Source organism: Kitasatospora sp. NPDC001540 (assembly GCF_042894345.1).
Taxonomy (GTDB): domain Bacteria; phylum Actinomycetota; class Actinomycetes; order Streptomycetales; family Streptomycetaceae; genus Kitasatospora; species Kitasatospora phosalacinea_C.
The window spans coordinates 209,952-236,382 of the sequence record NZ_JBIAVO010000005.1; the positions used below are offsets into that span (position 1 = coordinate 209,952).

The window sequence follows — 26,431 nt, forward strand, 5'->3', positions numbered from 1 at the left end:
TCAGATCTCGCCGCGCAGCTTGGCCAGCGCCTCGGCGAGGATCGCCTCGCCGTCCGCGTCGGTGCGACGCTCGCGGACGTAGGCGAGGTGGGTCTTGTAGGGCTCGTTGCGGGCCGGGGCGGGCGGGTTGTGCTCGTCCTGGCCGGCCGGGAAGCCGCAGCGCGGGCAGTCCCAGGTGTCGGGGATGGCCGCCTCGGCGGCGAAGCTGGGGCGCGTTTCGTGCTTGTTCGCGCACCAGAAGGAGATGCGGTTGCGCGGGGCGGACTCGCCGCGTTCCGCCTCGCCCATCGGGCCGGCGCCGACTCTGCTGCCCCGGATCGCGTTGCCACTTGCCACGGTCTGACTCCCTGCGTGCTGGTGCCGTCCGGCCGCGGCTGGGCGGACGGTGGCGAAGTCGTCCTAGTGTAAGCGGGAGTTAAGCCTTCGCCACCATCGCCCGCCGACTTCGTCTCAGTTGGTCTTGAGCAGCAGCCCGAGGACCACGATGCAGGCGAACCAACCGATGCCGATGATCACGGTGATGCGGTCCAGGTTGCGCTCGGCCACCGCGGAGCCGCCACCGGTCGAGGCCGCGCCGCCACCGAACATGTCGGACAGGCCGCCGCCCTTGCCCTTGTGGAGCAGCACCAGCAGGATCATCAGCAAGCTCAGGATGATCAGAGCAATCTCGAACCCGAGAACCACGACGGGACCAACTCTCTCGAATCTTCGGCGAAGGGGCCGGGCCCGCTCCACGCGGTCCGGCCCCAAAGCCTACGTTGCCGCAGGGGCGTTAGCCTACTGCCTGCTCACGGTAGCGCACGATCTTGATGAACTCGTCGGCGTCCAGCGAGGCGCCGCCGATCAGGCCGCCGTCGATGTCGGGCTTGGCCATCAGACCGGCCGCGGACGAGGACTTCACCGAACCGCCGTACAGCACGCGGACCTTGTCGGCCAGCTCGGCCCCGTACAGCTCGGCCAGCCGGGCCCGGATCGCGCCGCAGACCTCCTGCGCGTCCTCGGGGGTGGCGACCTCGCCGGTGCCGATCGCCCAGACCGGCTCGTACGCGACGACGATGCTCTCGGCGTCGCTCGCCGGGACGCCGTCCAGGGCGCCGTCGAGCTGGGCGAGGGTGTACGCGACGTGGGTGCCGGCCTTGCGGATCTCCAGCGGCTCGCCGATGCACAGGATCGGGGTGATCCCGTTGCGGTAGGCGGCCTTGACCTTGGCGTTGACGATCTCCTCGTTCTCGCCGTGGTACTGGCGGCGCTCGGAGTGGCCGATGACCGCGTAGGCGACCTTCAGCTTCGCCAGCATCGGGCCGGACACCTCGCCGGTGTAGGCCCCGCCGTCGTGCTGGGAGATGTCCTGCGAGCCGTACTTGAGCTTCAGCTTGTCGCCGTCGACCAGGGTCTGCACCGAGCGCAGGTCGGTGAACGGGACCAGGACGGCGACCTCGACGGCCTCGTAGTCCTTGTCGGCCAGCGAGAACGCCAGCTTCTGGGTGTGCTGGATGGCCTCGAGGTGGTCGAGGTTCATCTTCCAGTTGCCCGCCATCAGCGGGAGACGCTCAGTCATGTCTTTCTCAGTCCTCCAGGGCGGCGAGACCGGGGAGGGTCTTGCCCTCCAGGTACTCGAGGCTGGCGCCACCGCCGGTCGAGATGTGTCCGAACTTCGTCTCGTCGAAGCCCAGGGTGCGGACCGCCGCCGCCGAGTCGCCGCCGCCGACCACGGTGAACGCGTCGGAGTCGAGCAGCGCCTGGGCGACCGCCTTGGTGCCGTCGGCGAACGCCGGGTGCTCGAAGACGCCCATCGGGCCGTTCCAGAACACGGTCCGCGCGTCGGCGATCTTCTCCGCGAACAGCCGCGCGGTCCGCGGGCCGATGTCCAGGCCGATCGCGCCGTCCGGGATCGCCTCCACGTCGACGACCGCGAAGTCCTCGACCGGGGCGCCGCCCTTGACGTCCGGGAAGCTGCCGGAGACCGCGGTGTCCACCGGGATCACGAACTCGACGCCCTGCTCGGCGCCGCGCTTCAGGTAGTCCTGGACGACCGGGATCTGGTCCTCCTGGAGCAGCGAGGCGCCCACGCCGTGGCCCTGGGCGGCGATGAAGGTGTACATCATGCCGCCGCCGATCAGGATCCGGTCGGCCTTGCCGAGCAGGTTCTCGATCACGCCGACCTTGTCGGAGACCTTCGAGCCGCCGAGCACCACCACGTACGGGCGGGCCACGTCCTCGGTGAGGCGCTTGAGGACGCCCACCTCGGTGGCGATCAGGTCGCCGACCGCGTGCGGCAGCCGGGCCGGGAGGTCGTAGACGGAGGCGTGCTTGCGGTGCACCGCACCGAAGCCGTCGCCGACGTACAGGTCCGCCAGGGCGGCCAGCCGGTCGGCGAACGCGCCGCGCTCGGCGTCGTCCTTGGAGGTCTCGCCGGCGTTGAAGCGCAGGTTCTCCAGCAGCGTGACCTCGCCGTCGCCGAGGGCGGCGACGGTGGCCTTCGCGCTGTCCCCGACGGTGTCGGTGGCGAAGGCCACCGGGCGGCCGAGGATCTCGCCGAGGCGGACGGCCACCGGCGCGAGGGAGAACTTCGGGTCCGGCTCGCCCTTGGGACGGCCCAGGTGCGAGGCGACGACCACGCGGGCGCCGCGCTCGACGAGCTTGGCGATGGTCGGCGCGACGGCGCGGATCCGGCCGTCGTCGGTGATGGTGTCACCGGACAGCGGCACGTTGAGGTCGGCGCGGACGAACACCCGCTTGCCGGAGACCTCCAGGTCTTCGATCGTCTTCACGGTCATGCTCCTCAGGGGTGGAACGGTGCGCAGACGGCGACACGACGGCGGGCCACCGGTAAGGGGGGTAGGACGGACGAGGGGGCGCAGCGGCAGGGCCCGGTCGGCGTAAGACAGCCGTCCGGGCCCTGCCCCTTACGTCACGTCAGCTACCGCTGGGGTCAGAGCTGGTCGCCGACGAGGGAGACCAGGTTGACGAGGCGGTTGGAGTAGCCGAACTCGTTGTCGTACCAGCCGAGCACCTTGACCTGGTTGCCCTGGACCATCGTCAGCTGCGAGTCGAAGATGCAGGAGTGCGGGTCGTTCACGATGTCCGAGGAGACGATCGGGTCCTCGGTGTACGCCAGGTAGCCCTTGAGCGGGCCCTCCTGGGCGGCCTTCTGGAACGCGGCGTTGACCTCGTCCTTGGTGACCTCGCGCTCGAGGGTGACCACCAGGTCGGTGATGGAGCCGGTCGGGACGGGGACGCGCAGCGAGGTGCCGTCCAGCTTGCCCTTCAGCTCCGGCAGGACCAGGGCGGTGGCCTTGGCGGCACCGGTCGAGGTCGGGATGATGTTCTGCGAGGCGGCGCGGGCGCGACGCAGGTCCTTGTGCGGGAAGTCCAGGGTGACCTGGTCGTTGGTGAAGGCGTGCACGGTGGTCATCAGGCCCTTGACGATGCCGAAGTTCTCGTGCAGGACCTTCGCCATCGGCGCCACGCAGTTGGTGGTGCAGGAGGCGTTCGAGATGACGTCGTGCGCGGCGGCGTCGTACTTGTCCTCGTTGACGCCCAGGACGATGGTGATGTCCTCGTCGGTGGCGGGCGCCGAGATGATGACCTTCTTCGCACCGGCGGTGATGTGCTTCTTCGCAGCATCGGCCTTGGTGAAGATGCCGGTGGACTCGACGACGATGTCGGCGCCCAGCTCGGCCCAGGGAAGGTTGGCGGGGTCGCGCTCGGCGGTGACCTTGAAGGTGTGACCGTCGACGGTGATGCTGTCCTCGGTGTGCGAGACCTCGCCGGGGAAGGTACCGAGAGTGGTGTCGTACTTGAGCAGGTGAGCCAGCGTCTTGGTGTCGGTCAGGTCGTTGACACCGACGATCTCGATGTCAGCGCCCTGGGACTTGACCGCACGGAAGAAGTTGCGGCCGATGCGGCCGAACCCGTTGATGCCTACCCGGATCGTCACGAACCGATCTCCTCTTAGGTACGCCGGGCCGGAGCCCGACGGGGGTGAAATTTGGGTTGTCCCCGACCACTGCTGACCCTACCTCCCCCAAGTGTCGCAAGGCACATCGCCTCACCGGTTGGGACGGGACGGTCCGGGTGCGCGAAAGGGGCGCGCGCAGCGGGCGCGGCGGCTGCCGCGACCTGCTCCGCACGCCCCTCGGGTGCGCCGTCGGCCGGTTGACCGGCCGTCAGTTCAGGGCCATCTCCTCGGTCAGGTTGGCCTCGGTGTTCGGCAGGCCGAGCTCGGCGGCCCGCTTGTCGGCCATCGCCAGCAGGCGGCGGATCCGCCCGGCCACCGCGTCCTTGGTCAGCGGCGGGTCGGCGAGCGCGCCCAGCTCCTCCAGCGAGGCCTGCTTGTGCTGCATGCGCAGCGCGCCGGCCGCGGCCAGGTGCTCGGGCACCTCCTCGCCGAGGATCTCCAGGGCGCGCTGCACCCGGGCGCCCGCGGCGACCGCGGCGCGGGCCGAGCGGCGCAGGTTGGCGTCGTCGAAGTTGGCCAGCCGGTTGGCGGTGGCCCGCACCTCGCGGCGCATCCGGCGCTCCTCCCAGGCCAGCACGGACTCGTGCGCGCCGAGGCGGGTGAGCAGCGCGCCGATCGCGTCGCCGTCGCGGATCACCACCCGGTCGACGCCGCGGACCTCGCGGGCCTTGGCCGGGATGCCGAGCCGGCGGGCCGCGCCGACCAGGGCGAGCGCCGCCTCCGAGCCCGGGCAGGTGATCTCCAGGGAGGAGGAGCGCCCGGGTTCGGTCAGCGAGCCGTGCGCCAGGAAGGCGCCGCGCCAGGCCGCCTCCGCGTCGCAGGTCGCGCCGGACACCACCGCCGGGGGCAGACCCCGGATCGGCCGTCCGCGTCCGTCCACCAGCCCGGTCTGCCGGGCCAGCAGCTCGCCGTCCTTCACCACCCGCACCACGTACCGGCTGCCGCGTCGCAGCCCGCCGGGGGCCATCACCACCAGATCCGAGGAGTGTCCGAAGATCTCCAGGAGGTCCTTGCGCAGCCGCCGTGCCGCAATGCCGGTGTCCAGCTCCGCCTCGATCACGATGCGGCCGCTCACAATGTGCAGTCCGCCCGCAAAACGCAGGATCGCCGAGACCTCCGCCTTGCGGCAGCAGGCACGGGTGACGGGAAGCCGGGAGATCTCGTCTTTCACCGCTGCCGTCATCGCCATGGGCCGATCCTTCCATGAGTCCGGAAAATCCGGTCGTACGCGGCGGCCAAGAGCTCCGCGTCGTGTCGCGGCGTCCCGTCCGCGCGGGCCACCGAGTCGAGCACCAGGGCCGCGCCCATCCGCGCGGCGGCCTGTTCCAGGCCGGCCAGGTCGGCGACCCCGAAGGCGCCGCCGCTGACCGCCCGCTCGTCCACCAGGATCGCATCCACGGCCAGCTCCGGGGCGTGGTCGGCGATCACCTCCAGGTGGCGCTGCGGGGTGAATCCCTCGGTCTCGCCGGGCTGCGGGGCCAGGTTGAGGGTGAGCAGGCGGCGGGCCCGGGTCTCGGTGAGGGCCTTGGCGAGCTCCGGGACGAGCAGGTGCGGCAGCACGCTGGTGAACCAGGAGCCGGGGCCGAGCACCACCCAGTCCGCCTCCAGGACGGCCTGCACGGCCTCCGGGACGGCCGGGGGGCCGTCCGGCAGCAGCCGGATCGACTGCACGGTGCCGGGGGTGATCGCGACCGCGGCCTGGCCGCGCACCGCCGACACCTCGGTGGGGCGCAGCGGGTCGTGGCCGCGCACCTGGGCCTCGATGTCCAGCGGGACGGCGGACATCGGCAGCACCCGGCCCTGCACGTTCAGCAGCCGGCCGACCCAGTTCAGCGCCTCCACCGGGTCGCCGAGCTTCTCCCACAGCGCCACGATCAGCAGGTTGCCGACCGCGTGGCCGCCGAGCTCGCCGCTGCCCGCGAAGCGCTGCTGGATCACCTCGGACCACGTCCGGCCCCAGTCGTCGTCGCCGCACAGCGCGGCCAGCGCCTTGCGCAGGTCGCCGGGCGGCAGCACGCCGAGTTCGGCGCGCAGCCGTCCGCTGGAACCGCCGTCGTCCGCGACGGTGACCACGGCGGTCAGTTCGGTGGTGAGCCGGCGCAGCGCGGACAGCGAGGCGGACAGGCCCTGCCCGCCGCCCAACGCGGCGATCTTCGGAGCCCCGGGGCGCGGGGCCCGCTCCGCGGGTCTGGTCCGGAGCTGCTGCCGCGCTGGCACGTATCCCGTCACGCCGACACCGTGTTCCTGTCTCGTGCTCGACCGGGGCGGCGGTACGGGTGGTTCCCGGCCGCTTACTCCCGGCCCATGTCCCGGTGGACCAGCACCGTCTCGACCCCGTCCGCGATCAGACGCTTGGTCAGCTGCTCGGACATCGCCACGCTGCGGTGCTTGCCTCCGGTGCAGCCTACGGCAAGCGTCATGTAGCGCTTCCCCTCCCGGCGGTAACCCTCGGTGATGATCCGGAGCAGCTCGGTGTAGCCGTCCACGAACTGCTGCGCCCCGGGCTGCTGGAACACGTACTCTGCCACCTCCGGGTCGGTTCCGGTACGGGCGCGCAGCTCGGGGACCCAGTGCGGGTTGGGCAGGAAGCGGCAGTCCACCACCAGGTCGGCGTCGACCGGCAGGCCGTACTTGAAGCCGAAGGACATCACGGTGGCGCGCAGCTCCGGCTCGTCCTGGCCGGCGAACTGGGCGTCCATCTTGGCGCGCAGCTGGTGCACGTTGAGGTTGGAGGTGTCGAACACCAGGTCGGCCTCGCCGCGCAGCTCGCGCAGCAGCTCGCGCTCCCGGGCGATGCCGTCGACGATCCGGCCGTCGGCCTGCAGCGGGTGCGGGCGGCGGACCGACTCGAAGCGGCGCACCAGCGCGTCGTCCGAGGAGTCCAGGAAGAGCACCCGCAGCCGGACGCCGCGCTTCTCCAGCTCCTCCAGCGAGGTCAGCAGGTCGTCGAAGAAGGTGCGGCCGCGGACGTCGACCACGGCGCCGATCCGCGGCACCGCGCCCTGCGAGCGGGCGCCCAGGTCGACCATGGTGGGGATCAGCGCGGGCGGCAGGTTGTCGACCACGAACCAGCCGAGGTCCTCCAGGCACTTGGCGGCGGTGGAGCGCCCCGCCCCGGACATGCCGGAGATGATCACCAGCTCGGGGGTGGTCTCTCCCCCGTTGGACACTGTCACGTCTCTTCCCCGCTTCTCGGTACTGCTGTGGCCGTGCTGTCTTCGATGATCTCGCCCGTCGCGGTGTTGACCGCGAATGCGGCAGGTGTACGGGAGGCCAAGGCTGCGGCAACAGTCTCGGCGGTGCGGCGCCCGATCCCGGGGACCTCGCACAGCTCGTCGACGGTCGCCGCGCGCAGCTTCTTCAGCGAACCGAAGTGCTTGAGCAGGGCCCGGCGGCGAGTCTCGCCCAGCCCGGGGACGGAGTCCAGTTCCCCCGCCGTGAGCCGTTTGGCGCGCTTGGCCCGCTGGTAGGTGATGGCGAAGCGGTGCGCCTCGTCGCGCACCCGCTGCAGCAGGTAGAGGCCCTCGCTGGAGCGCGGCAGCACCACCGGGTCGTCCTGGCCGGGCAGCCACACCTCCTCCAGCCGCTTGGCCAGCCCGCACACCGCGACGTCGTCGATGCCCAGTTCGCCCAGCGCCCGCACGGCGGCGGCGACCTGCGGCTGCCCGCCGTCGACCACCAGCAGTTGCGGCGGGTAGGCGAAGCGCTTGGGGCGGCCGTTCTCGTCGGTCAGCGCCCCGTCCTCCTCGGGCACCGCCCACTCGCCGGTCTGCTCGCGCTCCTGGAGGTAGCGGCGGAAGCGGCGGGTGATCACCTCGTGCATCGAGCGGACGTCGTCCTGGCCCTCGAAGGACCTGATCTGGAAGCGGCGGTACTCGCTCTTGCGGGCCAGGCCGTCCTCGAAGACCACCATGGAGGCCACCACGTCCTCGCCCTGGAGGTGCGAGATGTCGAAGCACTCGATGCGCAGCGGGACGGAGTCCAGCTCCAGGGCGTCGGCGATCTCCTGCAGGGCGCGGCTGCGGGTGGTCAGGTCGGAGGCGCGCTTGGTCTTGTGCAGCGCCAGCGCCTGCTGGGCGTTGCGCTGCACCGTCTCCATCAGGTCCTTCTTGTCGCCGCGCTGCGGGACGCGCAGGTCGACCTGGGCGCCGCGCAGGGCGGCCAGCCACTCGTGCACGGCCGCGTCGGGCAGCGCGGGGACGAGCACCTCGCGCGGGACCTGCTCGCTGCCCTCGCCGTACAGCTGCTGCAGGGCGTGTTCGACCAGGCCCGCGGTGTCCACGTCCTCGACCTTGTCGGTGACCCAGCCGCGCTGGCCGCGGACCCGGCCGCCGCGGACGTGGAAGATCTGCACGGCGGCTTCGAGTTCGTCCTCGGCCAGGGCCAGCAGGTCGGCGTCGGTGCCGTCGGCGAGGACGACCGCGTTCTTCTCCATCGCGCGCTGCAGGGCGCCGAGGTCGTCGCGCAGCCGGGCGGCCTTCTCGTACTCCATCTCGGCGGCGGCCCGCTGCATCTCCTGCTCGACGCGGCGCAGGTGGCCGCCCGTCCGCCCGGCCATGAAGTCGCAGAACTCCTCGGCGAGTTCGCGGTGCTCGGCGGCCGTCACCCGGCCCACGCAGGGCGCCGCGCACTTGCCGATGTAGCCGAGCAGGCAGGGGCGGCCGACCTGCTGGGCGCGCTTGAACACGCCGTTGGAGCACGTCCGCACCGGGAAGACCCGCAGCAGCAGGTCGACCGTCTCGCGGATCGCCCAGGCGTGCCCGTACGGGCCGAAGTAGCGCACGCCCTTCTTGTGCGCCCCGCGCATCACCTGGACGCGGGGGAACTCCTCGTCGAGGGTGACCGCCAGCTCCGGGTAGCTCTTGTCGTCCCGGTACTTGACGTTGAACCGCGGGTCGAACTCCTTGATCCAGGAGTACTCCAGCTGCAGCGCCTCGACCTCGGTGGAGACCACCGTCCACTCCACCGAGGCCGCGGTGGTCACCATCGTCGCGGTGCGCGGGTGCAGGTTCGCCACGTCCTGGAAGTACGAGGAGAGCCGCTGGCGCAGGCTCTTCGCCTTGCCCACGTAGATGACCCGGCCGTGCGCGTCGCGGAACTTGTAGACCCCGGGCGAGGTCGGGATCGCCCCCGGCGCCGGTCGGTAGGTGGACGGGTCTGCCATGCCCCTACCGTACCGACTGCCGGTGACAGCACGGCGCGGACGCCGTCAGTCGGACTCCGCCGGCCGCTCCCCGCTCAGGCCGAGGCGGTCTCGGTGACGGTGCCCGCGGAGCCGCGCCAGTGCGGCGCGCCGTCCCTCGTCGTGCACGGTCGGCGATTCATCCTGCCGTTCCCCCCTCGTTCCGTTCTTCCCCCGCACCGACGGGCCGTCAGCCCTTGGTGACCTGCAGGTTCCCGTTCTGCACCGCGACCTGGTAGGCGGGCAGCGGCTTCGGCGCGGGGCCGTCCTGGACGGCGCCGTCGGAGATCCCGAAGCGGCTGCCGTGGCACAGGCACTGGATCTGCTCCTTGACCACCCCGTTGACCAGGCACCCGGCGTGCGTGCACTTCGCGCTGAACGCCTTGTACTCCCCCGCGGCGGGCTGCGTCACGACGACGGCCTGCTCCCGGTAGACCTTCCCGCCCCCGACCGGCACGTCCGCGGCCGGGCCGAGGTCGATCGGCCCGGCCGACTTCGGCTCCTCCTTGCCACTGCCGCCGCTGCCGGAGGAGGGGGAGGGGGACGAGGAGCTGCAACCGGCGGCCGTGGCCCCCGCGAGCGCGACGGCCGCGCAGCACAGGACGGTACGGCGGGAGGCGGTGGGCTCGGTCATCGGGGCTCCTCGGTGCGGGATTTGGCGCCAGAAACCTAGCACGCGCGGACGGGTCCGCCCGGGGGGCGCGTGCTCCCCGGGCGGACCCGTCCGCGTGCGGCTACTTCTTCCTGCGCTTCGCGGGCGCCGCGTCCGAGACGCCCGGCAGGATGTCGCGCAGGAACTTGCCGGTGTGGCTGGCGGTGGAGGCCGCGACCTCCTCCGGGGTGCCCTCGACGACCACGCTGCCGCCGCCGGAGCCGCCCTCGGGACCCATGTCGACCAGCCAGTCGGCGGTCTTGATGACGTCCAGGTTGTGCTCGATGACGATGACGGTGTTGCCCTTGTCGACCAGGCCCTCCAGGACCTTGATCAGCTTGCTGATGTCCTCGAAGTGCAGGCCGGTGGTGGGCTCGTCCAGGACGTAGACCGTCCGCCCGGTGGAGCGCTTCTGGAGCTCGGCGGAGAGCTTGACGCGCTGGGCCTCGCCGCCGGAGAGGGTGGTGGCGGGCTGGCCGAGCCGGACGTAGCCGAGGCCGACCTCCTTGAGCGTCCTGAGGTGGCGGGCGATCGCGGGGACGGCCTCGAAGAAGTCGAGCGCCTCCTCGATCGGCATGTTCAGCACCTCGGCGATGGACTTGCCCTTGTAGTGGACCTCCAGCGTCTCCCGGTTGTAGCGGTCGCCGTGGCAGACCTCGCAGGGGACGTAGACGTCCGGCAGGAAGTTCATCTCGATCTTGATGGTGCCGTCGCCGGAGCAGTTCTCGCAGCGGCCGCCCTTGACGTTGAACGAGAACCGGCCGGGCAGGTAGCCGCGGACCTTGGCCTCCTGGGTCTCCGCGAACAGCTTGCGCACGTGGTCGAAGACGCCGGTGTAGGTGGCCGGGTTGGAGCGCGGGGTGCGGCCGATCGGCGACTGGTCGACGTGCACCACCTTGTCGACCTGGTCGGTGCCGGTGATCCGGGTGTGCCGCCCGGGGACGCTGCGGGCGCCGTTCAGCTCGCGGGCCAGGTGCGCGTACAGGATGTCGTTGACCAGCGTGGACTTGCCGGAGCCGGAGACGCCCGTGACGGCGGTGAAGGTGCCGAGCGGGAAGGCGACCGTGACGTCCTTGAGGTTGTGCTCGCGGGCGCCGTGCACCACCAGCTGGCGCTTCTTGTCGCGCGGGCGGCGGGCGGCCGGGATCGGGATGGCGCGCTTGCCGGAGAGGTACTGGCCGGTCAGCGACTCCTCGTTGGCCAGCAGCTCCTTCAGCGAGCCGGAGTGCACCACCTTGCCGCCGTGCTCGCCCGCGCCGGGGCCGATGTCGACGATCCAGTCGGCGGTCTTGATGGTGTCCTCGTCGTGCTCGACGACGATCAGGGTGTTGCCGATGTCGCGCAGCCGGACCAGCGTCTCGATCAGGCGGTGGTTGTCGCGCTGGTGCAGGCCGATGGACGGCTCGTCCAGCACGTACAGCACGCCGACCAGGCCGGAGCCGATCTGGGTGGCGAGCCGGATGCGCTGGGCCTCGCCGCCGGAGAGCGTCCCCGCGGCGCGGTTGAGCGAGAGGTAGTCGAGGCCGACGTCGACCAGGAAGCGCAGTCGCTCCAGCACCTCCTTGAGCACCCGCTCGGCGATCTGCTTGTCCCGGCGGTCCAGGCGCAGCGCGCCCAGGAAGTCCGCGCAGTCGCTGATCGACATCGCGGAGACCTCGGCGATCGAGCGGTCCATCACCGTCACGGCGAGGACCACCGGCTTGAGCCTGGTGCCCTTGCAGGTCGGGCAGGGCACCTCGCGCATGTAGCCCTCGAAGCGCTCGCGGCCCGCGTCGCTCTCCGACTCGGAGTGCCGGCGCGTGACGAACGGGACGGCGCCCTCGAAGGCGGTGGTGTAGGAGCGCTCGCGGCCGTAGCGGTTGCGGTAGCGGACCTCGACCTGGGTCTTGTGCCCGTACAGCAGCGCCTTCCTGGCCCGGACCGGCAGCCCGGCCCACGGAATGTCGGTGCGGAAGCCGAGCTCGGCGGCCAGCGCGTTGACCAGCCGCTGGAAGTACTCCTTGGTGGCGCCCTGCGACCAGGGGTGGATGGCGCCCTCGTCGAGCGACTTCTCCTCGTCGGGGACGAGCAGCTCCGGGTCCACCTCCATCCGGTTGCCCAGGCCCGAGCAGTCCGGGCAGGCGCCGAACGGGGAGTTGAAGGAGAAGGAGCGCGGCTCCAGCTCCTCGAAGGAGACGTCGTCGTACGGGCAGTAGAGGTGCTCCGAGAACATCTTCTCGCGCTCGGGGTCGTCCTCCGGCAGGTCGACGAAGTCGAGCACCACCATGCCGCCGGCCAGCTTGAGGGCGGTCTCCACCGAGTCGGTGAGTCGGCGCTTGGCGCTCGACTTCACGGTGAGGCGGTCGATGACCACCTCGATGGTGTGCTTCTCCTGCTTCTTCAGCGTCGGCGGCTCGGTCAGCTGGACGGTCTGCCCGTCCACCCGGGCCCGGGCGTAGCCCTTGGACTGCAGGTCGGCGAAGAGGTCGACGAACTCGCCCTTGCGCTCCCGGACGACCGGGCTGAGCACCTGGAAGCGGGTGCCCTCGGGCAGCTCCAGCACCTTGTCGACGACGGCCTGCGGCGACTGCCGGGCGATCGGGCGGCCGCAGTGCGGGCAGTGCGGCTTGCCGATCCGGGCGAACAGCAGGCGCAGGTAGTCGTACACCTCGGTGATGGTGCCGACGGTGGAGCGGGGGTTGCGGCTGGTGGACTTCTGGTCGATCGAGACGGCCGGGGAGAGGCCCTCGATGAAGTCGACGTCCGGCTTGTCCATCTGGCCGAGGAACTGCCGGGCGTACGAGGACAGCGACTCGACGTAGCGCCGCTGGCCCTCGGCGAAGATCGTGTCGAAGGCGAGGGAGGACTTGCCGGACCCGGAGAGGCCCGTGAAGACGATGAGGGAGTCCCGGGGCAGGTCGAGCGAGACGTTCTTGAGGTTGTGCTCGCGTGCACCACGGACGACGAGGCGGTCTGCCACTGCTACTGGCGCCTTTCTCCGGGTCGAAGGGGAGGAGGGGTGTGCTTCTTCGTGCTTCTTCCAGGATGCGCCCGCCAGCGTACTGGCTCATTCGTTCGAATCTGAGCCTGTCCAGCGGGGACCACCCGGACGGGTGAACGGCACCCTCGCTCGACGGTAGCGTCAACGACTGACAACCGGCCCGGGCAACGCCCGGACCGCCACCGCACCGCCACGAACCGCACCGCGAACCGCACCACCGACCGTCGAAAGGCACCGCCCCGATGAGCGACCCCACGACCGCCGCCGCTGCCGCCGCCGAGCAGCTGCGGGCCACCGCGGAGAGCACCGAGCTGCTGCTGCACACCCTCGCCGAACTGGACCCGGCCGAGCTGTCCGGCCCGTCCGGGCTGCCCGGCTGGACCCGCGGGCACGTGCTCGCGCACCTCGCCCGCAACGCGGACTCCCTGGTCAACCTGCTGACCGGGGCCCGCACCGGCGAGGACATCCCGCAGTACCCCACCCCGGAGAGCCGGGAGGCCGGCATCGCGGCCGGGGCCGGGCGCCCGCTGGCCGAGCAGGTGGCCGACATCCGGGACAGCCAGCGGCGCTTCCTGGACGCCGCCGCGCTGCTGGCCCCCGAGCACTGGACCGTCGAGATCACCCACCGCACCGGCTACGTCTTCCCGGCCTGGCAGATCCCGGCGAAGCGGCTGGCCGAGCTGGAGTACCACCACGTCGACCTGAACGCCGGATACACCCCCGCGCACTGGCCGGAGCCGTTCGCGATCGCCGAGTTCCGGCGCCTGGGCGAGCACTTCGGCGGCGCGGAGGAGCTGCCCGGCGTGCTGCTGGTCGCCGAGGACGCCGGGCTGGAGGCCCGGATCGGCGGCGAGGGGGCCGAGCTGACCGCGGAGGGCCCGGTGCGGGCGCTCACCGGCTGGCTGTCCGGCCGTTCGAACGGGGACGGCCTGCAGGTCCACCGCGGCGACGAGGGCCTCGTCGACCCCCGTTCCGCGCTGCCCGAGCTCCCCCCGATGGGATGATGGTGACCGGTTGACGCGAGAGCCCGACAGCGAGCGAGGAGCGGCCTGATGACGTACCACGGAGCGGTGAAGGTCGGCGGGGCCCCTGACGTCCGGGAGCTGGCCCACCTGATCGTCACCAAGGTGGCGGTCGGCCCGCACGACAACAACGCCTACCTGCTGCGCTGCCGGGCCACCGACGAGCAGCTGCTGATCGACGCGGCGGCCGACGCGCCGGTGCTGCTGGAGACCGTCGGCCCCCGGCTGGCCGCGGTGGTCACCACCCACCGGCACCGCGACCACTGGGGCGCGCTGGCCGAGGTGGTGGCCGTCACCGGCGCCCGCACCATGGCCGGGCGGATCGACGCGGAGGGCATCGACGTGCCCACCGACCTGGCCCTGGAGGACGGCTCGGTGCTGCGCTTCGGGCAGGTCGAGCTGACGGTGCGCCACCTGGTGGGCCACACCCCCGGCGCGATCGTGCTGCTCTACGACGACCCGCAGGGCCACCCGCACCTGTTCACCGGCGACTGCCTGTTCCCGGGCGGGATCGGCAACACCTGGGGCGACCCGGCCGCGTTCGACTCGCTGTTCCGGGACGTCAACGAGAAGGTCTTCGACGTGCTCCCGGACGAGACCTGGGTCTACCCCGGCCACGGCAACGACACCACCCTGGGCGCCGAGCGCCCGCACCTGGCGGAGTGGCGCGAGCGCGGCTGGTGACGCGCAGCGCGGGGCCCCGCCGGATCCTTCCCGGCGGGGCCCCGCGCTGCGCCCGGGCTCAGGCGTCGATCTTCTCCGGCTCGGCGGCCGCCGCGGCCTCCTGCCTCCTCGCGGCCACCAGGCTGGTGACCGTGGTGACCGCCAGCACCACCACGATGAAGCCCAGCGAGAGGGGGATGCCGATCTCCGGCACGTGCACGCCGCTCTCGTGCAGCGCGTGCAGCACCAGCTTGACGCCGATGAAGCCGAGGATCACCGCCAGCCCGTAGGACAGGTGCACCAGCTTCTTCAGCAGCCCGCCGATCAGGAAGTACAGCTGCCGCAGGCCCATCAGCGCGAAGGCGTTGGCGGTGAGGACGATGTACGGGTCCTGGGTGAGGCCGAAGATGGCCGGGATCGAGTCCAGCGCGAACAGCACGTCGGTGGTGCCGATCGCCAGCATCACGATCAGCATCGGCGTCATCAGCCGACGGCCGCCCTCCCGGACGAACAGCCTGGTGCCGTGGTACCGGTCGGTGGACGGGAAGCGCCGCTCGATCGACTTGAGCAGGCGGTTCTCCTCGAACTCCTCCTCTTCCTCCTCGGCGCGGGCCTCCTTGATCAGCTTCCAGGCCGTCCAGACCAGGAGGGCGCCGAAGCCGTAGAACACCCAGGAGAACTGGGAGACCAGCGCCGCGCCGCCCGCGATGAAGACCGCCCGCAGCACCAGGGCGATGATCACGCCGAACATCAGCACCCGCTGCTGGTAGATCCTCGGCACCGCGAACTTGCCCATGATCAGGATGAACACGAACAGGTTGTCGACGCTGAGCGACTTCTCGGTGATGTAGCCCGCGAAGAACTCACCGGCGGGCTTCCCGCCGCCGTACCACCAGAGGAAGCCGCCGAACAGCACGGCCAGGGCCACCCAGACCGCCGTCCAGATGCCGGCCTCCTTGACGGAGACCTCGTGCGGCTTGCGGCCGCCGATGAAGAAGTCGGCCACCACCAGGGCGACCAGCACCGCGATGGTGCCGCCCCACAGGCCTGCGGATACGTCCATGTCTGCTCCTCCGGCAGATAGGCGAACAATCGTCACTGCCGGAGGTCTCTTCCGCCGCGCGGCCCGCGTGCCGCGGGCGCCGCGCGGCCAGCGCCCCGGGGCGCCGCGACGGGCGCCCGTGATGACGGGGTCACTGAACGGGGAATACTCCCCTCCGCTCCCAGAAGGTTAACAGGAAGACCAAGGGAAGGTAAAGAAGGTAAAGAAGTCCCTGTGAAGTTCGATCAGCCGATCATCGGAACGATCAGAGGAACGGCTCGATGAAGGGCAGCATGTCCCGGAAGGTGCGGCCGCTGGCGGGGGCGCCGATCGCGGTCATCTTCCAGCCGCCGTCGCCGTCCCGCTCGACCTTGGCCATGATCTGCCCGGTGTGCGGGCCGCCGCCGGTCAGCTCGTAGCGGGCCAGCTCCTTGCCGGTGGTCTCGTCGACCAGCCGGCAGTGCGCGTTCTGCACCTCCAGGAAGTTCTGTCCGGTGTACGAACTGACGGTGAAGACGATCTGGGTGACCCGGCGCGGCACCTTGGTCAGGTCGACCATGATGCTCTCGTCGTCGGCGCCCGCGCCCGCCCCGCCGACCAGGTTGTCGCCGTTGTGCTGCACCGAGCCGTCGTTGCTGACCAGGTGCGAGAAGAACACCACGTCGCTCATCACCTTGCCGTCGTACAGCAGGGCGGACGCGTCGAGGTCGATCTCCTTGGGACGGCGGCTGAAGAAGCCGCGCTTGCCGGGGGCGGACTTCCAGCCGAGGCCCATCCGCACCACGCTCAGCGTCTCGCCGGTGGACTTCAACAGGCTCACGCTCTGGCCCTTGGCCAGGTTCACGGACACGCTGCCGACCTCTGCTTCCTCCGGGCCCCGCCCGGCGTCCTCGTCGCCCATCCGACCGTCCCCGGAGCGGGCGAGCTCCGGGCAGACCGCGCCCCACCCTACGCCGCCGCCCTTCCGCCGCGGCCCGGGAGGAGCGGACTGTGGCCAAACTACGACACGACGACACCCGCCGGACGGTGAATTACCACCGCCCGGCGGGGACCGGGCTCCGGATCAGGCCATTCCCGCCTCCCGCATCTGGCGCAGCTCGCGCTTGAGTTCCTTGACCTCGTCGCGCAGCCGGGCCGCCACCTCGAACTGCAGCTCGGCCGCGGCGGTGTGCATCCGGTCGGTCATGTCCTGGATCAGCTGGGCGAGTTCGGCGGCGGGCAGGCTCTTGGCGGGCTTGCGGTCGATGCCGAGCGCCGGGACGGGCGCCTTCCCCTTGCCCTGCTGCCGGTAGCCGGTGGCGAGCAGCTCCTCGGTGTCGACGTCCTCCCCCGCCATGGTGGAGAGCAGGTCGCCGATCTTCTTCCGCAGCGGCTGCGGGTCGATCCCGTGCTCCTCGTTGTACGCCTGCTGGGCGGCGCGGCGGCGGTTGGTCTCGCTGATCGCCAGCTCCATCGCCGGGGTGATCTTGTCGGCGTACATGTGCACCTGGCCGGAGACGTTGCGCGCGGCGCGGCCGATGGTCTGGATCAGCGAGGTGCCGGAGCGCAGGAAGCCCTCCTTGTCCGCGTCCAGGATCGCGACCAGCGAGACCTCGGGCAGGTCGAGGCCCTCGCGGAGCAGGTTGATGCCGACCAGCACGTCGTACTCGCCCGCCCGCAGCTCGCGCAGCAACTCGATCCGGCGCAGCGTGTCGACGTCGCTGTGCAGGTAGCGGACCCGGATGTCGAGGCCCAGGAAGTAGTCGGTGAGGTCCTCGGCCATCTTCTTGGTCAGCGTGGTGACCAGGACCCGCTCGTCCTTCTCCACCCGCTGCCGGATCTCGTGCACCAGGTCGTCGATCTGGCCCTCGGTGGGCTTGACGATCACCTCGGGGTCGATCAGGCCGGTCGGGCGGATGATCTGCTCGACCTGGCCGTCGCCGCGGGCCAGTTCGTACTTGCCCGGCGTCGCCGACAGGTAGACGGTCTGGCCGATCCGCTCCTGGAACTCCTCCCACTTCAGCGGCCGGTTGTCCATCGCCGAGGGCAGCCGGAAGCCGTGCTCGACCAGCGTGCGCTTGCGCGAGGCGTCGCCCTCGTACATCGCGCCGATCTGCGGGACGGTGACGTGCGACTCGTCGATGACCAGGAGGAAGTCCTCCGGGAAGTAGTCGAGCAGGGTGTTCGGCGGGGAGCCGGGCTCGCGGCCGTCGAAGTGCATCGAGTAGTTCTCCACGCCCGAGCAGGTGCCGATCTGGCGGAGCATCTCGATGTCGTACGTGGTGCGCATCCGCAGCCGCTGGGCCTCCAGCAGCTTGCCCTGCTTCTCCATCCGGGCCAGGCTCTGCTCCAGCTCGGCCTCGATGCCGTTGATCGCCCGCTCCATCCGCTCCGGGCCCGCCACGTAGTGCGAGGCCGGGAAGACGTAGACCGAGTCGTCCTGGCTGATCACCTCGCCGGTCAGCGGGTGCAGCGTGTAGAGCGCCTCGATCTCGTCGCCGAACATCTCGATCCGGACGGCGAGCTCCTCGTACACCGGGAAGATCTCGATCGTGTCGCCCCGGACGCGGAAGGTGCCGCGGGTGAAGGCCAGGTCGTTGCGGGTGTACTGGATGTCGACGAAGCGGCGCAGCAGGGCGTCCCGGTCGACCTCCTCGCCGACCTTCAGGCGCACCATCCGGTCGACGTACTCCTGCGGGGTGCCGAGGCCGTAGATGCAGGAGACCGAGGCGACGACCACGACGTCCCGCCGGGTGAGCAGGCTGTTGGTGGCGGAGTGGCGCAGCCGCTCGACCTCCTCGTTGATCGAGGAGTCCTTCTCGATGTAGGTGTCCGTCTGCGGGACGTAGGCCTCGGGCTGGTAGTAGTCGTAGTACGAGACGAAGTACTCGACCGCGTTGTTCGGCAGCAGCTCGCGGAACTCGTTGGCCAGCTGGGCGGCCAGCGTCTTGTTCGGCGCCATCACCAGGGTGGGGCGCTGCAGCTTCTCGATCATCCAGGCCGTGGTGGCCGACTTTCCGGTGCCGGTCGCGCCGAGCAGGACGACGTCCTTCTCACCTGCGCGGATCCGGCGCTCCAGCTCGGCGATGGCCGCCGGCTGGTCGCCGTTGGGCTGGTAGGGGCTGACGACCTCGAAGGGCGCCACGGACCGCTCGATACTCGTGATGGGACGCACGCCCTCCACCGTACGACCGGCCACCGACAGAGCGGGTGCTACTTCGCGGAGTCCCGGGCCAGCGCGACCAGCCGGGAGACCGCCCGCAGGTACTTCTTGCGGTAGCCGCCGCGCAGCATCTCCTCGGTGAACACCTGGTCGAACGGCACGCCCGAGGCGGTGACCGGCAGCTCCCGGTCGTACATCCGGTCGGCCAGCACCACCAGGCGCAGCGCGGTCGCCTGGTCGTCCACCTGCCGCACGCCGCGCAGGAACACCGCGCCGACCTCGTCCAGCAGCGCGCCGTACCGGCTGGGGTGCACCTCCTTCAGGTGCTCCAGCAGGGCGTCGAAGTCGTCCAGCGAGGCGCCCGGGGTGCGGGCCGCGCGGGCGGTGACCTCGGCGTCGTCGTACGGCGGCGGGGCGGCGGGCAGGCCGCGGTGGCGGTAGTCCTGGCCGTCGATCCGCACCGGGCGGAAGTGCGCGGACAGGCCCTGGATCTCCCGCATGAAGTCCGCGGCGGCGAACCGGCCCTCCCCCAGCTTCTCCGGCAGCGTGTTCGAGGTCGCGCACAGCTTGACGCCGTTCTCCACCAGCCTGGCCAGCAGGGTCGACACCAGCACGGTGTCGCCCGGGTCGTCCAGCTCGAACTCGTCGATGCACAGCAGCCGGTGCGAGCTGAGCGTCTTCACCGCGCCCTGGAAGGTCAGCGCGCCCACCAGGTTGGTCAGCTCGACGAACGTCCCGAACGCCTTCGGGCCCGGCACGGCGTGCCAGAGCGAGGCCAACAGGTGGGTCTTGCCCACGCCGTACCCGCCGTCCAGGTAGATCCCGGCCGGTCCCGCGGGCACGGGCGCCGAGCGCCGGAACCAGCCGCGCCTGGGCGGCTCGGCGGCGCCGTTCAGCCCGGCGGCGAAGGACTCCAGGATCTGGACGGCCTCGTACTGGCTCGGCTGCGAGGAGTCCGGCAGGTAGCTGCCGAAGCTCACCCCGGCGAAGCGCGGCGGCGGCACCATCTCGGCCACCAGCCGCTCGGCCGGCACCACCGGACGGCGGTCGGTCAGGGCTATCGCGGTGCGAATATCGGACTCCGAGGCAGCAGACACGAAACAACAGGGTACTCGCGCCGCCGGGACGCGGAACCGGGGGACGCGGAGCCGGGGGCGGTGCGCTCCCGGCTGAGAGACTCGGAGGCATGGAGCAACTGATCGGTGACACCTCCGGAACCCCCGGCGAGCTGGAGTGGCTGGCGCAGGCGTACGCGTACCCCGCGGAGGGCGCGTGGCTGCGGGCGAACATGGTGGCCTCGCTGGACGGGGCGGCCCGGCTGGACGGCCTCTCGGAGGGGCTGTCCAGCGAGGCGGACAAGCGGATCTTCGGGGTGCTGCGGGCGCTGTGCGACGTGGTGCTGGTGGGGGCCGAGACGGTGCGGGCCGAGGGGTACCGGCCGGCGCGGGCGCGGCCGGACTTCGCGGCGGCGCGGGCGGCCGCGGGCCAGTTGCCCGCGCCGGTGATCGCGGTGGTGTCGCGGAGCCTGGAACTGGACCTCTCGGCGCCGCTGTTCACCGAGCCGCTGGTGCCGACCGTGGTCCTCACCACGGTGGACGCGCCGCCCGGGAAGCTCGCCCGGGTCGCCGCCGCAGCCGATGTGATCACCGCAGGAACGGGCTCGGTGGACCTCCCCCGGGCGGTGGCCGCGCTCACGGAGCGTGGTTGGCGCCGCCAGCTCACGGAGGGCGGCCCCCGCCTGCTCGGACAGCTCGCGGCGGACGGTCTGCTGGATGAGCTGTGCCTGTCGGTGGCGCCCCTGGTGACGGGCGGTGATTCACCGAGGATCGTGAACGCTCCGCGAATCCCGGACGTCCGACCGATGCGGCTGGTGTCATTGATCGAGGAGAAAGGTTTCCTCTTCACCCGCTATCTGCGGCCGACCGATCCGGACCGCTCCCCGAGCGTCCCCGCCCGCACCTGAGCCGCATCCTGACCGATGTGGATCATGTGATCCGTGTGGCGCGTGTGCAGCGTGAGGAATCCTTCCTCCGGGCACTATGAAGGAGGGGAGCAGGGAGCCGGACCCGGGGGCCCGCACCAGCGAAGGGACTCACGTGTTCAAGACCGTACTGATGATCGAGAAGGCACTCTCCGACGCCGACGTGGAGCTGGTCACCACGCTCCACGGCGAGGAGAAGGTCTCCTTCGTCGTCCTGATGCAGCCCCGCGGCAAGCAGGACGAGTTGCTGCGCGCCCTGGACGACGTGGCCCTCGGCCATCTGGACCAGGCGGTGCACGAGCACGACGACGGCGCGGAGGCCGCGCCCACCCTTGCGGGCGAATCCCTGGAGCACAGCCTGCGCCACCTGCAGCGGGCCGGGGCCGAGGCGGTCGGCGAGGTGGTCGAGGCGCACCCGCTGGCGCGGCTGCGCGAGGTGGTGGAGGAGAACCGGGCCGACGAGGTGCTGGTGCTGACCTCCCCGCACTTCGTCGAGGAGTTCTTCCACCGGGACTGGGCCTCCCGCGCCCGGCACGAGGTCGGCGTCCCGGTGCTCAAGCTGTTCGCCAGCGAAGCCTGACCGGCCCTTCGACTAGGGCAGAATCGTCCTGTGGCTCCGTGAAGCGTTTTACGGAGCCGCAGGACGATTCCGCCTCCTCACGCCCGTACGGAGCCAGCCTTGAACGACGCCGCCCACGACCTGCACGCCCCGCACTTCATCGGCATCGGCGGCGCCGGCATGTCCGGTCTGGCGAAGATCCTCGCGGTGCGCGGCGCCACCGTCTCGGGTTCCGACGCGAAGGAGTCGGAGACCGTCCGGGCGCTGCGCGAGCTGGGGGCGACGGTGTTCGTCGGGCACGCCGCGGAGCACCTCCCGGCCGGGACGAGCAGCGTGGTGGTCTCCAGCGCGATCCGGGCCGACAACCCGGAGCTGGTGGCGGCCCGCGAGCGCGGGGTGCCGGTGGTGCACCGGTCGGACGCGCTGGCGGCGCTGATGGGCGGGCGCCGGGCGCTGGCGGTGGCCGGGACGCACGGCAAGACCACCACCACCTCGATGCTCGCGGTCAGCCTGGGCGAGCTGGGCCTGGAGCCCTCGTACGCGATCGGCGGCGACCTGGACGCGCCGGGATCGAACGCGCACCACGGGGCGGGCGAGATCTTCGTCGCGGAGGCGGACGAGAGCGACCGCAGCTTCCACAAGTACGCGCCCGAGGTGGCGATCGTGCTGAACGTGGAGCTGGACCACCACGCGAACTACGCGTCGATCGAGGAGATCTACGAGTCCTTCGAGACCTTCGTCGGCCGCATCCAGCCCGGCGGCACCCTGGTGGTCTCGGCCGACCACGAGGGCGCCCGCGAGCTGACCCGCCGGGTGGCGGGCCGGGACGGGCTGAACGTGGTGACGGTCGGCGCCGCCGAGGACGCGGACGTGCGGGTGCTGGAGGTCGCGGCGCGCGGCATGACCAGCGAGGTGACGGTCGAGCTGGGCGGCGAGCGGCTGGTGTTCACCGTCTCGGTGCCCGGTCGGCACTACGCGCACAACGCGGTCGCGGCGCTGGCCGCGGGCGTCGCGCTGGGCGTCCCGGCCGAGGGGCTGGCGAAGGCGCTGGGCGCGTACACCGGGGTGCGGCGGCGGCTGCAGCTCAAGGGCGAGGCGCGCGGCGTGCAGGTGATCGACTCGTACGCGCACCACCCGACCGAGATGGCGGCCGACCTGGAGGCGATCCGGGAGGCGGCGGGCCCGGGCCGGGTGCTGGTGGTCTTCCAGCCGCACCTGTTCTCGCGCACCCAGCAGCTGGCCGAGGAGATGGGGCGGGCGCTGGCGCTGGCCGACGCCTCGGTGGTGCTGGACATCTACCCGGCGCGCGAGGACCCGATCCCGGGCGTCACCGCCGAGCTGATCATCGACGCGGCGCGCCGGGCCGGTGCGGACGTCCGGGCCGAGCACGACTTCGCGGCCGCCCCGGCGCTGCTGGCCGCGCTGGCCGCCCCCGGCGACCTGGTGCTGACCATGGGCGCGGGCGACGTGACCAACCTGGGCCCGGAAATTCTGGCCGCCCTGGCGGACGTTGCACCTGCTGTCTGACGTCCCCGTTCCGAGCTGGAGAGCTGGAGAGTCGCCGTGAGCTACGAGGTCCAGAAGTCCGACGCCGAGTGGCGCGCCGAGCTGACCCCGGAGGAGTACCACGTGCTCCGCGAGGCCGGCACCGAGCGTCCGTTCGTCGGCGAGTACACCGACACCAAGACGGTCGGCGTCTACAGCTGCCGGGCGTGCGGCGCCGAGCTGTTCAGCAGCGAGACGAAGTTCGACTCGCACTGCGGCTGGCCGTCGTACTACGCGCCGCTGGCCGGTGACTCGGTGGAGTACCTGGAGGACACCAGCCTCGGCATGCGCCGGGTCGAGGTGCGCTGCAAGAAGTGCGGCAGCCACCTCGGGCACGTCTTCGAGGGCGAGGGGTACGACACCCCGACCGACCAGCGGTACTGCATCAACTCGATCTCGCTGAAGCTGAAGCCCGCCGAGTAGCGGCCGTCCCCACCCGCGCGAGGGCCCTTCCCGGCAGTCGGGAAGGGCCCTCGGCAGCTTTGGTTGCGCGGTCAGGCCGGGAGCCGGGTGCGGAGGAACTCCAGCAGCGCGGCGTTGAAGCGTTCGGGCTGTTCGACGCCCGGGAGGTGCCCGGCGTCGGGGACGACGGTCAGCACGGCGTGCGGGACGAGGGACCGGATCGCCTCGGCGTCGGCGACGGGGGTGTAGACGTCGTCCGCGCCGACCAGGAGCAGGGTCGGGACGGTGACGGTGCGCAGGGTGTCGCGGTAGTCGGGGCGCTCGGCCCGGCCGCGGAGCGCGGCGGCGGCGCCGCGCGGGTCGGTGGCGCGCATCATGCCGAGGACGCGGGCGGCGGTCTCCGGGAGGGCGGCGACGTTGTAGGGGGCGAGCATCTTGTCGATCACCTCGTCCGCGTAGCCGCCCATGCCCTCGGCGAGCAGCCGGTCGGCGAGGCGGTTGCGGAAGGCCCGGCCCTCCGCGGTCTCGGCGGGGGCCGAGGTGTCGGACAGCACGAGCGCCAGCACGCGCCGCGGGTGGCGGAGGTGGAACTCCATCGCGATCTGGCCGCCCATCGAGACGCCGCCGACCACCGCGCGCCCGATGCCCAGCCGGTCGAGCAGGGCGGCGGTGTCGTCGGCGAAGTCGGCCGGCAGCACCTTGCCGGGCGTCACCTCGCTCTCGCCGTAGCCGCGCAGGTCGGGGGTGATCACCCGGTACCCGGCCTCGGCGAGCGCCCGGACCTGCGGGGCCCACAGCGTGCGGTTGAACGGGTGCCCGTGGAGCAGGACCACCGGCGTCCCGTCGGCGGGCCCGGCTTCGTCGTGGTGCAGCGTGGCGCCGTTCACCGTCGTGCGGCTCATCGCGGGCCTCCCCCGTCTCGCTCCCCGCTGCCGCGGTCGGCCGGGGTGTCCGGCCAGGGTACGGCGGCGGGTGCTGCGGGTACCGTCCGCGTGGAAGACTGATCGTCTTCCGAACGGACTTGGACGTGGGTGGGGCGGGCGTGGCGCGGCGGCGGTCTTCCGGGGTGTGGTCGGTACTGGCCGAGGCGCAGCGCGAGCAGCACCGGCGCGCCGAGGCGCAGCGCAGGGCGGCGGCCGCCGCGCAGCGCGAGAACGAGCGGGCGCGGCGGGAGGCGCAGCGGGCCGCGGCCCGGGGCGAGCGGGAGGCGCTGAAGGCGTACCAGCAGGGGCGGGAGTCGGACGCGGCCCGGCGGAGCGCCGAACTGGACGCCCGGGTCGCCGAGTTGCGCGGGGTGCTGGCGACGGGACTGGCCGGTCCGGGGTTCTCGACGGCCGCGGGGGGCCGTCCGGTGGTGCCGCCGTTCGACCCCGGTCCGCTGGGCGTGCCGGTGCCGATGCCGGACCAGAACTGGTACCTGGTGCCGCCCCCGGCGGGCCCGCAGGCGTACCACCCGGGGGCGCGGCGGCAGTGGGAGGAGCAGTCGGCGCAGGCCCGGGCCGCCTTCGAACGGGACTGGCAGGCGGCCTGGGCGGCCGAGCAGCAGCGGCAGTACCGGCTCGCCGAGTACCGCGCCCAGTACGAGGCGTGGGCGGCCGAGCGGCACCGGCTGCTGGCCGGGCAGGCGGCGCAGGCCGGGCAGTTGGCGGCGCGGCTGCGGGCGGGCGAGGCGGCGGCGGTCGCCGAGTACTTCGAGGCGGTCGTCGACTGGCGCGAGGACTGGCCGGACGGCTTCCCCGCCGACGGCGAGACCTCCTGGGACGCGTCGGCCCGGCGGCTGGTGGTGCGCTGGGAGCTGCCGCCGTACGAGGTGGTGCCGCCGGTGGGCCGGTACCGGTACGTCCGCTCCGAGGACCGCGAGGACGAGGTGGCCCGGCCGGTCGGCCAGCGCCGGGAGCTGTACCGCGAGGTGCTGGCGCAGTGCGCGCTGCGGGTGCTGGCGGAGGTGTTCCGGGCCGACACCGACGGGCTGCTCGCCTCGGTGGGGCTGAACGGGGTGGTGGTCGCCACCGACCCGGCGACCGGGCGGGAGGGCGAGCGCTGCCTGCTGGCCGTGGAGGTCGGGCGGGAGGTCTTCGCGGGCCTGGCCCTGGACCGGGTCGCCCCGCTGGACTGCCTGGTCGACGCCCTCGGCGGGCGGATCGCGGCCCGGCCGGACAGGGGCGGGACGGTGGCCGAGGTGCCGACCTCCGCCGTGGCGGGGGCCCCTGTCTCCGTTCCCGTCCCTGTCCCTGCCCCCTCCCCGGTGGCGGACGGCGAGGAGCCCGACCTGTTCGAGATGGACCCGCTGGAGTTCGAGGAGCTGATCGCCGAACTGTTCCGCCGCCGGGGCCTGCGCACCAGCACCACCGCGCGCAGCGGCGACGAGGGCGTGGACGTGCTGGCCGAGGACCCGGACCCGATCACCGGCGGGAAGATCGTCATCCAGGCCAAGCGCTACCGGAAGACGGTGCCGCCGAGCGCCGTCCGCGACCTGGAGTCCACCATGCGGCGGCAGGGCGCCAACCGGGGCATCCTGGTCACCACGGCGGGCTTCGGGCCGGGCTCCCGCAAGCACGCCGAGGGGCAGCCGCTCACCCTGGTCGACGGACCGATGCTGCTCGCCCTGCTGCGCGAGCAGGGCCTGCCGGGGCGGCTCGGCCCTGCTCCTGCCCCGGCTCCTGCTCCTGCTCCTGCTCCTGCTCCGGTGATACCCGTGCAGCGGAGCGCCTCCGCCGTTGCCGTCGAACTGGTGCCGGGTCAGAACCTGGTGCTGCCGGGCGAGGAGGTGCGCGTCCGGTTCCGGTCGGACGGCGCGGAGGCCGACCTGACGCTGCTGCTGCTCGACGCGGACGGCCGGGTCCGCCGCGACGAGGACTTCGTCTTCTACCACCAGCCGACCGCGGAGGACGGCGCCGTCACCCTGCGCCCGGACGACCGCAGCGCGACCGTGCGCACCGGCCGACTCCCGGACGCGGTGCGGCGGGTGGCGATCTCGGTCAACCTGGACGCGGACGGCGACGGCACCTGCGCGGACCTGGTCGACCCGGCGGTGGAACTGACCTGCGGCAGCGGCCACTGGGTCTTCCGCCCGCCCGCCGACCCGGCGGTCTCCGCGATGCTGGTCGCCGAGGTCTACCGGCGCCCGGCGGACGGCTGGAAGCTCCGCGCAGTGGGCCAGGGCTGGTCCGACGGCCTCGCGGGCCTGGCCCGCGACCACGGCGTGGACGTCGCGTAGCCGCCTCGGGCGCAGCCCGCCCAGGGGCGCGGGGAACTGCGCGAGCGACCGGGCACCCACCGCACGATCGCGAGCGGACATCG

At 72.1% G+C, this 26,431-nt stretch carries 23 protein-coding genes; 7 read left to right on the forward strand and 16 right to left on the reverse strand.

Going from position 1 to position 26,431, the window contains the following annotated elements; all coding sequences use genetic code 11:
* The 11 genes from ACFY00_RS09410 to uvrA form a co-directional block, all read right to left on the reverse strand.
* Positions 1 to 288, reverse strand: coding sequence for an RNA polymerase-binding protein RbpA (locus tag ACFY00_RS09410; protein ID WP_014138616.1), 288 nt, complete (start codon positions 286 to 288; stop codon positions 1 to 3).
* A gap of 162 nt (positions 289 to 450) precedes the next feature.
* A complete protein-coding gene (secG, locus tag ACFY00_RS09415) occupies positions 451 to 684 on the reverse strand; it encodes a preprotein translocase subunit SecG (protein ID WP_388029017.1) in 234 nt (77 codons plus the stop codon).
* Between the two features lie 88 nt (positions 685 to 772).
* Complete coding sequence (tpiA, locus tag ACFY00_RS09420) at positions 773 to 1,558, reverse strand: triose-phosphate isomerase (RefSeq protein ID WP_388029020.1); 786 nt, start codon at positions 1,556 to 1,558, stop codon at positions 773 to 775.
* 7 nt (positions 1,559 to 1,565) lie between these two features.
* Positions 1,566 to 2,771 (reverse strand): phosphoglycerate kinase, encoded by a 1,206-nt coding sequence (locus ACFY00_RS09425; protein WP_388029022.1) that lies wholly within the window; start codon positions 2,769 to 2,771, stop codon positions 1,566 to 1,568.
* Between the two features lie 161 nt (positions 2,772 to 2,932).
* Complete coding sequence (gene gap, locus ACFY00_RS09430; RefSeq protein WP_388029025.1) at positions 2,933 to 3,940, reverse strand: type I glyceraldehyde-3-phosphate dehydrogenase; 1,008 nt, start codon at positions 3,938 to 3,940, stop codon at positions 2,933 to 2,935.
* A gap of 229 nt (positions 3,941 to 4,169) precedes the next feature.
* Positions 4,170 to 5,150: a DNA-binding protein WhiA gene (whiA, locus tag ACFY00_RS09435; protein ID WP_014138611.1), complete on the reverse strand. Its 981-nt coding sequence runs from the start codon at positions 5,148 to 5,150 to the stop codon at positions 4,170 to 4,172.
* On the reverse strand, positions 5,141 to 6,190 hold the full coding sequence (gene yvcK, locus ACFY00_RS09440; RefSeq protein WP_388029026.1) for a uridine diphosphate-N-acetylglucosamine-binding protein YvcK: 1,050 nt from the start codon (positions 6,188 to 6,190) through the stop codon (positions 5,141 to 5,143). Before yvcK ends, whiA begins: the two co-directional genes overlap by 10 nt.
* A 62-nt stretch (positions 6,191 to 6,252) precedes the next feature.
* The gene (rapZ, locus tag ACFY00_RS09445; protein WP_388029208.1) at positions 6,253 to 7,131 is read right to left on the reverse strand and encodes an RNase adapter RapZ; all 879 of its coding nucleotides are present in this window, start codon (positions 7,129 to 7,131) and stop codon (positions 6,253 to 6,255) included.
* A 2-nt stretch (positions 7,132 to 7,133) separates the two neighbouring features.
* Entirely contained in the window at positions 7,134 to 9,125 is a 1,992-nt protein-coding gene (uvrC, locus tag ACFY00_RS09450) for an excinuclease ABC subunit UvrC (protein ID WP_388029028.1), read from the reverse strand.
* A 208-nt stretch (positions 9,126 to 9,333) separates the two neighbouring features.
* Entirely contained in the window at positions 9,334 to 9,777 is a 444-nt protein-coding gene (locus ACFY00_RS09455; RefSeq protein WP_388029031.1) for a Rieske (2Fe-2S) protein, read from the reverse strand.
* A gap of 100 nt (positions 9,778 to 9,877) precedes the next feature.
* Positions 9,878 to 12,754, reverse strand: a complete 2,877-nt coding sequence (uvrA, locus tag ACFY00_RS09460) for an excinuclease ABC subunit UvrA (RefSeq protein ID WP_388029033.1) — start codon at positions 12,752 to 12,754, stop codon at positions 9,878 to 9,880.
* 263 nt (positions 12,755 to 13,017) lie between these two features.
* Here uvrA and ACFY00_RS09465 point away from each other — a divergent pair, with 263 nt between their 5' ends.
* Both ACFY00_RS09465 and ACFY00_RS09470 read left to right on the forward strand, forming a co-directional pair.
* Positions 13,018 to 13,779 carry a maleylpyruvate isomerase family mycothiol-dependent enzyme gene (locus tag ACFY00_RS09465; RefSeq protein WP_388029035.1) on the forward strand — a complete coding sequence of 254 codons (762 nt, stop codon included), beginning with the start codon at positions 13,018 to 13,020 and terminating at the stop codon, positions 13,777 to 13,779.
* Positions 13,780 to 13,827: 48 nt separating this feature from the next.
* The gene (locus ACFY00_RS09470) at positions 13,828 to 14,481 is read left to right on the forward strand and encodes an MBL fold metallo-hydrolase (protein WP_388029037.1); all 654 of its coding nucleotides are present in this window, start codon (positions 13,828 to 13,830) and stop codon (positions 14,479 to 14,481) included.
* 58 nt (positions 14,482 to 14,539) lie between these two features.
* On the opposite strand, the gene ACFY00_RS09475 is transcribed toward ACFY00_RS09470, so the two are convergent.
* The 4 genes from ACFY00_RS09475 to zapE form a co-directional block, all read right to left on the reverse strand.
* Positions 14,540 to 15,523, reverse strand: a complete 984-nt coding sequence (locus tag ACFY00_RS09475; protein ID WP_388029039.1) for a TerC family protein — start codon at positions 15,521 to 15,523, stop codon at positions 14,540 to 14,542.
* A gap of 244 nt (positions 15,524 to 15,767) precedes the next feature.
* The gene (locus tag ACFY00_RS09480; RefSeq protein WP_388029210.1) at positions 15,768 to 16,352 is read right to left on the reverse strand and encodes a TerD family protein; all 585 of its coding nucleotides are present in this window, start codon (positions 16,350 to 16,352) and stop codon (positions 15,768 to 15,770) included.
* Between the two features lie 213 nt (positions 16,353 to 16,565).
* Positions 16,566 to 18,656: an excinuclease ABC subunit UvrB gene (gene uvrB / locus ACFY00_RS09485; protein WP_388029041.1), complete on the reverse strand. Its 2,091-nt coding sequence runs from the start codon at positions 18,654 to 18,656 to the stop codon at positions 16,566 to 16,568.
* A gap of 38 nt (positions 18,657 to 18,694) precedes the next feature.
* Complete coding sequence (gene zapE, locus ACFY00_RS09490) at positions 18,695 to 19,651, reverse strand: cell division protein ZapE (protein ID WP_388029211.1); 957 nt, start codon at positions 19,649 to 19,651, stop codon at positions 18,695 to 18,697.
* Positions 19,652 to 19,830: 179 nt separating this feature from the next.
* Between zapE and ACFY00_RS09495 the strand changes: the two genes are divergently transcribed.
* The 4 genes from ACFY00_RS09495 to msrB all read left to right on the forward strand — a co-directional run bounded on the left by ACFY00_RS09495 (position 19,831) and on the right by msrB (position 23,152).
* A complete protein-coding gene (locus tag ACFY00_RS09495; protein WP_388029043.1) occupies positions 19,831 to 20,607 on the forward strand; it encodes a pyrimidine reductase family protein in 777 nt (258 codons plus the stop codon).
* Between the two features lie 133 nt (positions 20,608 to 20,740).
* On the forward strand, positions 20,741 to 21,205 hold the full coding sequence (locus tag ACFY00_RS09500; protein WP_388029045.1) for an indole-3-glycerol phosphate synthase: 465 nt from the start codon (positions 20,741 to 20,743) through the stop codon (positions 21,203 to 21,205).
* A gap of 99 nt (positions 21,206 to 21,304) precedes the next feature.
* Positions 21,305 to 22,711, forward strand: a complete 1,407-nt coding sequence (gene murC, locus ACFY00_RS09505) for a UDP-N-acetylmuramate--L-alanine ligase (RefSeq protein WP_388029048.1) — start codon at positions 21,305 to 21,307, stop codon at positions 22,709 to 22,711.
* Positions 22,712 to 22,747: 36 nt separating this feature from the next.
* Positions 22,748 to 23,152 carry a peptide-methionine (R)-S-oxide reductase MsrB gene (msrB, locus tag ACFY00_RS09510; RefSeq protein WP_285735374.1) on the forward strand — a complete coding sequence of 135 codons (405 nt, stop codon included), beginning with the start codon at positions 22,748 to 22,750 and terminating at the stop codon, positions 23,150 to 23,152.
* Positions 23,153 to 23,223: 71 nt separating this feature from the next.
* Here msrB and ACFY00_RS09515 read toward each other — a convergent pair whose 3' ends face one another.
* Positions 23,224 to 24,033, reverse strand: a complete 810-nt coding sequence (locus ACFY00_RS09515; RefSeq protein WP_388029050.1) for an alpha/beta fold hydrolase — start codon at positions 24,031 to 24,033, stop codon at positions 23,224 to 23,226.
* Between the two features lie 164 nt (positions 24,034 to 24,197).
* On the opposite strand from ACFY00_RS09515, the gene ACFY00_RS09520 reads away from it, so the two are divergent.
* The gene (locus ACFY00_RS09520) at positions 24,198 to 26,348 is read left to right on the forward strand and encodes a restriction endonuclease (RefSeq protein WP_388029053.1); all 2,151 of its coding nucleotides are present in this window, start codon (positions 24,198 to 24,200) and stop codon (positions 26,346 to 26,348) included.
* Positions 26,349 to 26,431: the final 83 nt, after the last annotated feature.